Source organism: Mesorhizobium sp. M7D.F.Ca.US.004.01.2.1 (genome assembly GCF_003997785.1).
In the GTDB taxonomy this organism is placed as follows: Bacteria; Pseudomonadota; Alphaproteobacteria; order Rhizobiales; family Rhizobiaceae; genus Mesorhizobium; species Mesorhizobium loti.
Genome location: NZ_RZRQ01000267.1, coordinates 1 through 7,980, shown reverse-complemented (window position 1 = coordinate 7,980; position 7,980 = coordinate 1). Strand labels below are relative to the sequence as shown.

The following is a 7,980-nucleotide window of genomic DNA, read 5'->3' as shown; positions in this document are numbered from 1 at the left end:
CAGCGGCGGCGCCGCAATTGGCGCGGGAAAAGGCACCCGACCAAAGCGAGATCGAGCGCTTCTGCTCCAACATCGCCGACGCCGCCCGCGACCGCCGTTATGCTTTGCAGGCGGAGGAACTGAAGCAGCTTCAGGCCGGCATTGACGAGCGCATGAAAGCTCTGGATGCAAAGAAAGCCGAGTACGAGACCTGGCTGAAGCGGCGCGAGGTTTTCCTGGCCCGGGCCGAAGACGGCGTCGTCCAGATCTACGCCGGCATGAAACCCGACGCCGCCGCCGAGCGGCTGGCCATCGTCAACGCCGATCTGGCGGCGGCCATATTGATGAAGCTCGATTCACGCAAGGCGAGCGTCATCCTCAACGAAATGGACCAGAAGGCGGCGGCAACGCTCACCGGCATCATGGCCAGCGCAGCCCGAAGGGTAGATCCGTCATGATCCGCAAAATGCTCGTCCTGTGCGCGGTCGCCGTGCTGTCCGGCTGCGGAACCAACCTCAAGGAGGTCGGCAGGGATCCGGCTCTGTCGCCGGTCGGCTCCGGCATCGACGACGGCAGCACCGGCTCGCTCTATCGCTATCCTGAGACGCCGCCGGCACCGCCCAGGAAATTCTCGTTGTGGGATGACCGCCAGAGCCGGCTGTTCACCGACCCGCGGGCGCTGTCCCAAGGCGACATCCTGACCGTCAAGATCAAGATCAACGACCGGGCCAACTTCAAGAACCAGAACGACAGGAGCCGCACCGCCAACCGCAAGCTCGGTTTCGATATCAGCGCGGAATGGGACAAGGTTGGCAGCACCGCCGGCAAGGGTGCTGGCGCTCTCAACTCCACCACGGACACGACGGCCGATGGCGAGATCAAGCGATCGGAAACACTGGAGCTCAATGTCGCCGCCATCGTCATCGATGTCTTGCCGAACGGCAATTTGATGATCAAGGGATCGCAGGAAGTGCGCGTCAACGCCGAGCTCAGGGTGCTGACCATTGCCGGCATCGTGCGGCCGGCCGATATCGGCGCCGAGAACACCATCCCCTACGAACGCATCGCCGAAGCGCGCATCTCCTATGGCGGACGCGGCCGCATCACCGAGGTCCAGCAACCTGCCTACGGCCAGCAGGTTCTCGACCAGGTTCTTCCGTTCTAGGATCGGGGGACACGGCGCCGTGGCAAATGTCGAACAGGTTCAGCCGCGCAAGGGTCCCTCCCTTGCCATCCAGGCCGCCATGCTGCTGGTTGTGACGGCGGCCGCCATCGGCATGGGCTGGATGTCCGGCGGCTACCTGAAGGGCGTCGATGCCCCTGCGTCGGTACCGGTGGCGCCTGAGAACGAAGGCAAGGCCGAGCAGCCGGCTGCGGCCGAACAGCCAGGCGTGGGGCCGACACTCGTCGTCCTGGCGCCGATCACCACCAACATCGCCTCGCCTGCCGATACCTGGATCAGGATGGAGGTGTCCGTCGTCTATGACGGGCCACAGCCACAGGCAATGTCGGATGACATCCACCAGGACCTTCTGGCCCTGGTGCGCACCTTGAAGATGCATCAAATCGAGGGCGCCAGCGGCTACCAGCACCTGAAGGCCGATCTCGAGGAACGCGCCTCGATCCGCAGCCAGGGTCACGCCAAACAGATCCTCATCAGGACATTGCTGCTCGAATGAGAAAGTTCCTTCTCGCTACGGCGATGATCGCCGCCGCCACGTCGGTCGCGGCGGCGCAGCAACTCGATCTCGGCGGCATTGGCAAGGCCGACGGCACCACCGTCGGCTACATCATCCAGATGTTCGGCCTGCTGACCGTGCTGTCGGTGGCGCCGGGCCTGCTGATCATGGTGACGAGCTTCACCCGCTTCGTCATCGCCTTCTCGATCCTGCGCGCCGGCATCGGTCTGCAGTCGACGCCGGCAAACCTCATTCTCATTTCGCTGTCGCTGTTCATGACCTTCTATGTCATGGCGCCGACCTTCGACCAGGCCTGGAACACCGGCGTCAAGCCGCTAATGGACAATCAGATCACCCAGACCGAAGCCTTCGACAAGATTTCTGATCCGTTCCGCACCTTCATGCTGCGCAATGTGCGCGACAAGGACTTCGACCTCTTCGCCGACCTCGCCCGCGAGCGCGGGCAAACTGTTTCGCGCGACACTGTCGACCTGCGCATCCTGGTGCCCGCCTTCATGATCTCGGAGATCCGGCGCGGCTTCGAGATCGGCTTCCTGATCGTGCTGCCATTCCTGGTCATCGACCTGATCGTCGCCACCATCACCATGGCGATGGGCATGATGATGCTGCCGCCGACAGTGGTGTCGCTGCCGTTCAAGATCCTGTTCTTCGTCCTGATCGACGGCTGGAATCTTCTTGTCGGCAGCCTGGTGCGCTCCTTCAATTGACAGCTGGCGACTGATCCCTGGCAACTGGTCGCTGCCGTGCCGCGCAGGCACAGAATTTCAAGCAAAATATTTTCGATTAACCGTCCGGTTTAGCCCTTTGGTAGGGACTTGCCCGCATATTCGCTCGCAGATGGCGGGTGATCGATTTCAGAGATCATTGGCATGATGCCGCACCGTCATACCGGGAGACCCGGTATGTCTAAAAAACACCTGTAAAATCAAGGTACGAGTACCATGTCCAGCATCATGACGAACTCCGCTGCGTTGACGGCTCTGCAGAGCCTTAACGCCACCAGCAAATCCCTCACCGACACCCAGGCCCGCATCTCGACCGGTTACCGCGTTTCGCAGGCCTCGGACAATGCCGCCTACTGGTCGATCGCCACCACGATGCGCTCCGACAACCAGGCCATGTCCACCGTTTCGGACGCTCTCGGCCTCGGCGCCTCGAAGGTCGACACCGCCTACACCGGCATGAACAGCGCGATCTCCACCATCAACCAGATCAAGACCAAGCTGCTGGCTTCCTACGGCCAGACGGATGCCTCGAAGGAAAAGACCCAGGTCGAAATCACCGCTCTTCAGGCGCAGATGAAGTCCTACGCCGACGGCGCCACCTTCTCCGGCACCAACATGCTGTCCGTAAACAGCGGCGCCACAGCCACGACGGCTGCCGATGTGAAGATCCTTTCGGCGTTCAACCGTGACGCGGCCGGCGCATCTTCGATCTCGACCATCGACGTCAAGGTGGAAAACATCAAGCTGTATGAAGCTGGCACCACCGCGACACTCGCAAAGGGCATCCTTGACTCGCAACGCACCGGCTCCACCGGTGTGGCCACCCTCACGGCCGTGGCCGTGACCCTGGGCGCTGCTGCAACGGCCACCGACACCTATTCGGCCGCCAGCCTGAAGATCTTCGACACCGCAACGGGCAAAGCTGCAGGCGACGATCAGATCCAGCAGATGCTGACCGTCATCGACTCCGCGCTCGCCGACATGACCAACTCCGCCACCACGCTTGGCGCCGCCAAGAGCAGTATCGACCTGCAGAAGACCTTCACCTCGGACCTGATGGACTCCATCGATCGCGGTGTCGGCCAGCTCGTCGATGCCGACATGAACAAGGAATCGACCCGTCTGCAGGCGCTGCAGGTCCAGCAGCAGCTTGGCGTCCAGGCGCTGTCGATCGCCAACGGTTCCTCGCAGTCGATCCTGTCGCTCTTCCGCGGCTAATCGCCTCCGCTCTACCACAGTTCGCACTAAAAAATCGGGCCGCGCCAAAAGCGCGGCCCGATTTGCGTTTGCTCCAGCCCCACGCAACCCTCGGTCCTTAACTCTCGAAGGCCAGCGTTTAACAGGCTGTTAACCATGTCGCGCTAGTTATGGTTAACCAATAGCTTACAACAGTTGGCGAATCGGCCCTACCGGCACGATACCACCGTTGAACAGGCCTATCCGGCATGTCTGAGCATGTCGGTTTTGAGAAGGAGCGACTTTCTTGGCGAGCATCATGACCAACGCTTCGGCGTTAACCGCACTTCAAAGCCTCAGCGCCACCAACAAGTCACTCGAGCAGACGCAAGCTCGCATATCGACAGGCTACCGCGTCTCGCAGGCTTCGGACAACGCCGCCTATTGGTCGATCGCCACCACGATGCGCTCAGACAACCAGGCCCTGTCGACGGTGCAGGATGCACTCGGCCTCGGCGCCTCGAAAGTCGATACCGCCTACACCGGCATGAACAATGTGCTGACAACGATCGGCCAGATCAAGACCAAGCTGCTTTCGACCGTCGGCCAGACGGACGCAGCCAAGGCAAAAACCCAGACCGAGATCAAGGCGCTTCAGGCGCAGATGAAGTCCTTTGCCGATGCGGCCACCTTCTCGGGCTCGAATTTCCTTGCGGTGACCTCCAAGCAGGTCGCGGCCGCCAATGACGGCGTCCAGCCCGACTCGCAGATCGTGTCCTCATTCAATCGCTCCTCATCCGGCGCCATCTCGATCGGAACGATCAACATCGATGTCGAGGGCACCAAGCTTTTCGACTACGGCCTGGCCACCGACGTCAAGAACTACGGCACCCTCGATCGCCAGACCTCCATCTATGCCACTGGGGCCGCCCAGACCCTGTATGACAACGCCTATGCGGCCGCGCTCGCGCTCGGAAAAACGGACATCGCCGCAAACAGCGATGGCCAGACGGCGGCGGGAGCGGTGGTGGCCAGGGTCGACAATATTTCCGCCTACAACCTCGACATCACGGCGGCCGGGGTAACCGACGACATCATCACGCAGATGGTGACCAGGATCGACAAGGTCATGGCCCAGCTGACCGACTCCGCCACCATCCTCGGTTCGGCCAAGAGCAGCATCGACCTGCAAAAGACCTTCACCCAGAGCTTGATGGACTCCATCGACCGCGGCGTCGGCCAGCTCGTCGATGCCGACATGAACAAGGAATCGACCCGCCTGCAGGCGCTGCAGGTGCAGCAGCAGCTCGGCATTCAGTCGCTGTCGATCGCCAACAGCGCCTCGCAGTCGATCCTGTCGCTGTTCAAGAACTAATCGCGGGCGCCACCGGCGCCCTCCTTTCGCATCCCGCCCTCCTTTTCGCACTTCGATTGACGGGCCGCGCCGCAAGCGCGGCCCGATTTCATTTTCGCACAAGCTTCGAGGACTACTGTTCCGGCGGACAATCATGCTGGGAGTCGTTGAACCGTGCCGGAACAGATCCAGAGCATCATCTCGAATCTCCGCGGATTTGGCGTGAAGCGCCTCGCCATGCTGGCGGGTATCGCCGTTCTGGTGATGGGCGTCATCGGCATCGCCTCGGTCTACCTCAACCGCCCTGCCTACGACACGCTCTATGTCGGGCTCGACCGCGCCGACGTGAACCAGATCGGCCTGGTGCTGGGCGAAGCCGGCATCGGCTTCGACGTCGGCGCCGACGGAACTTCGGTGCTGGTGCCGGCCGGCACCACCGCGCAGGCGCGCATGCTGCTTGCCGAAAAGGGCCTGCCGACCAGCGCCAATGCCGGCTACGAATTGTTCGACAATGTCGGCTCGCTCGGCCTCACCTCCTTCATGCAGCAGATCACCCGTGTGCGCGCGCTGGAAGGCGAAATCGCGCGCACCATCCAGTCGATATCGGGTATCAAGGCGGCGCGCGTGCACATCGTCATGTCCGAGCGCGCCAATTTCCGCCGCGACGAGCAGCAGCCCTCCGCCTCTGTGGTCATCCGCTACGCCGGCATCGACGCCGAGAAGAGCGCCATGTCGATCCGCCATCTCGTCGCCGCCGCCGTCCCCGGCCTGTCGGCCGACAAGGTGACGGTGCTCGATTCCAGCGGCAATCTGCTGGCCGCGGGCGATGATCCTTCCAACACCAGCGCCGCGCGCACGCTCGGCGTCGAGCAGACTGTCGAGGCGCAGATCGGCGACAACATCCGCCGCGCGCTGACGGCCTATCTCGGCCCCGACAATTTCCGCGCCAGCGTCAAGGCCGAAGTCAACACCGACACCCGCCAGACGGAAGAAACCATCTTCGATCCGAACTCGCGCGTCGAGCGCTCGGTGCAGTCGGTGCGTGCCAACGAAAACAACAACCAGAAGCAGGCTTCCACCCCGGCCAGCGTCGAGCAGAACCTGCCCGAAACCCAGGCAACCGCCACCGATGGACCGCAATCCTCGTCGCAGAACGACCGCAGGGAAGAGATCACCAATTACGAGATCAATTCGAAGAAGATCGCCACCGTCTCCAACGGCTACAGCGTCACCAAGATGTCGATTGCCGTCGTCGTCAACCAGCAGCGGCTGATGACCATACTCGGCAAGGACGCCACGCCGGAGCAGATTGCCAAGCGCGTGGCCGACATCCAGAAAATGGTGACCTCCGCCACCGGCCTGGACGAAAAGCGCGGCGACGTCATCGACGTGTCGGCGGTCGAGTTCATCGACGGGCTGGACGGCGAGGCGATCCCGCAGGCTGGAATGCTCGATTCCATCGGCCAGCATACCGGCACCCTGATCAACGCCGGCGCCTTCATCGTCGTGGTGTTCCTGGTCGCCTTCTTCGGCCTGAGGCCGATGGCGTCGGCGCTGACGGCAAAGGCAACACCGGCCCTGTCAGGCCCCAGCTTCGATGACGTCCAGCGCTCGCTGCCGACGCCGGAAGCAACTGCCGCCACCGACAATGCCGCGGTTGCCGCCTTGCCCGGCTCGCGCCCAGGTCCGACGCCGCTCGACGATCTTCGCCAGAAGATCAGGCCGGCGCCGCAGGATCGGCTTGCCCGGATGGTCGACCTCAACGAGGAGCGCACGGCGCAGATCCTGCGCAAATGGGCTGCCCAGGAAGTTGCGGTGTAAGCCATGCCCTCCGCAGCCCTCTTCGACCTTCTGCCTGATTTCGGCACCCGCGCGCAACGCGCCGGCCAGCCCCGGGCGGCAGTCGATCCCGAACACAAGCCCGAGACGCCAGCGCCGCAAGCCGATATCGGCACGCTGATCGCGGAAGCGGTTGCCCAGGCTGAAGCGGCGCTCGAGGCGCGCCTGTCGGCTGCGCATGATGCCGCGCTCGAAGCCGAACGCCAGGCCAATGCAGACGAAGCAAGGGTATTTCTCGAAAGCCTCGGCGACGATGTCGGCAAGGCGGTCTCGTCACGCATCGATGCCATGGAGGCACGCGTGACCGGGCTTGTCGCCGCCACGGTCGCCCGCATCATCGGCGGCATCGTCAGCGACGATCTGCAGAAACGCTCGATCGAGGTGCTCGCCAGCGCGATACACGAAGCGGTCGGCGATGCCGAAGCGGTGCGCATCGTCGTGCGCGGTCCGCTCTCGCTGTTCGAAACACTGAAGGCATCGCTCGGGCCGCGCGCGGCCAATCTCGACTTCGTCGAGGCACCAGGCTTCGACCTCACCGTCGCCATAGACGAAGCGGTGTTCGAGACACGCATGGCCGAATGGTCGACGACCCTCTCTGAGGTTCTGGCATGAGCGTGGCCGAAGCCGGACACACGCCCCACGAAATCATCATCGTGCGGCGTGGTCATGACGATCATGACGAGGCCCACCATGGCGGCGTCTGGAAGATCGCCTTCGCCGACTTCATGACGGCCATGATGTGTTTCTTCCTGGTCATGTGGCTGATCAACGCCGCCAACGAGCAGACCAAGGCAGCCGTCGCCAGCTACTTCAACCCGGTCAAGCTGGTCGACCGCAATTCGAGCCGCAAGGGCCTGGAGGACCTCGGCGACGGTCCGCGCGCGATCGGGACAACGGCCGACAATCCGAAGAAGGCGACCAGCAAGGCCGGCCAGGACGGCGATGGCTCGGCGGAACGCAAACAGGACAAGCAAGAACTCCCGCAGGCGGAACACTCCGACGAGCATCTGTTCGCCGATCCCTACGCGGTGCTTTCGGAAATCGCCACCGATACCGGCGTCATGCAGAATGTCAGCCAGAAGGGTGACGGCGGCGCACAAGCCGCCGGCCCGGCGACGGGCGCCTCCGGCGGCGCCTCCTATCGCGATCCCTTCGAGCCGGATTTCTGGTCGCAGCAGGTGGCGGCACCCGCCGCCGAGGCCAGTGC

At 63.2% G+C, this 7,980-nt stretch carries 9 protein-coding genes; all 9 read left to right on the top strand.

Going from position 1 to position 7,980, the window contains the following annotated elements; translation table 11 throughout:
* The coding region (locus EN993_RS26865) for a MotE family protein (RefSeq protein ID WP_127265272.1) at window positions 1-437 on the top strand (437 nt) is incomplete at its 5' end.
* Window positions 434-1,144: a flagellar basal body L-ring protein FlgH gene (gene flgH / locus EN993_RS26860; RefSeq protein ID WP_127265271.1), complete on the top strand. Its 711-nt coding sequence runs from the start codon at window positions 434-436 to the stop codon at window positions 1,142-1,144. The genes EN993_RS26865 and flgH, both read left to right, overlap by 4 nt.
* A gap of 19 nt (window positions 1,145-1,163) precedes the next feature.
* The gene (locus tag EN993_RS26855; protein ID WP_109659388.1) at window positions 1,164-1,658 is read left to right on the top strand and encodes a flagellar basal body-associated FliL family protein; all 495 of its coding nucleotides are present in this window, start codon (window positions 1,164-1,166) and stop codon (window positions 1,656-1,658) included.
* On the top strand, window positions 1,655-2,386 hold the full coding sequence (gene fliP, locus EN993_RS26850) for a flagellar type III secretion system pore protein FliP (RefSeq protein ID WP_023810007.1): 732 nt from the start codon (window positions 1,655-1,657) through the stop codon (window positions 2,384-2,386). Before EN993_RS26855 ends, fliP begins: the two co-directional genes overlap by 4 nt.
* A 234-nt stretch (window positions 2,387-2,620) precedes the next feature.
* The gene (locus tag EN993_RS26845; RefSeq protein ID WP_126070314.1) at window positions 2,621-3,622 is read left to right on the top strand and encodes a flagellin; all 1,002 of its coding nucleotides are present in this window, start codon (window positions 2,621-2,623) and stop codon (window positions 3,620-3,622) included.
* A gap of 265 nt (window positions 3,623-3,887) precedes the next feature.
* Entirely contained in the window at window positions 3,888-4,955 is a 1,068-nt protein-coding gene (locus EN993_RS26840) for a flagellin (protein ID WP_109659382.1), read from the top strand.
* A gap of 153 nt (window positions 4,956-5,108) precedes the next feature.
* Window positions 5,109-6,755, top strand: a complete 1,647-nt coding sequence (fliF, locus tag EN993_RS26835; protein ID WP_127265270.1) for a flagellar basal-body MS-ring/collar protein FliF — start codon at window positions 5,109-5,111, stop codon at window positions 6,753-6,755.
* Between the two features lie 3 nt (window positions 6,756-6,758).
* Window positions 6,759-7,385 carry a hypothetical protein gene (locus EN993_RS26830; protein WP_127265269.1) on the top strand — a complete coding sequence of 209 codons (627 nt, stop codon included), beginning with the start codon at window positions 6,759-6,761 and terminating at the stop codon, window positions 7,383-7,385.
* Window positions 7,382-7,980: flagellar motor protein MotB (locus EN993_RS26825; protein WP_281040575.1), on the top strand; the 599-nt coding region annotated here is incomplete at its 3' end. The genes EN993_RS26830 and EN993_RS26825, both read left to right, overlap by 4 nt.

Excerpts from the sequence above, each read along its gene's own strand:
- flgH (WP_127265271.1), top strand. The coding sequence starts at position 434 with ATGATCCGCAAAATGCTCGTCCTGTGCGCGGTCGCCGTGCTGTCCGGC.
- EN993_RS26845 (WP_126070314.1), top strand. The coding sequence starts at position 2,621 with ATGTCCAGCATCATGACGAACTCCGCTGCGTTGACGGCTCTGCAGAGC.
- fliP (WP_023810007.1), top strand. The coding sequence starts at position 1,655 with ATGAGAAAGTTCCTTCTCGCTACGGCGATGATCGCCGCCGCCACGTCG.
- EN993_RS26830 (WP_127265269.1), top strand. The coding sequence starts at position 6,759 with ATGCCCTCCGCAGCCCTCTTCGACCTTCTGCCTGATTTCGGCACCCGC.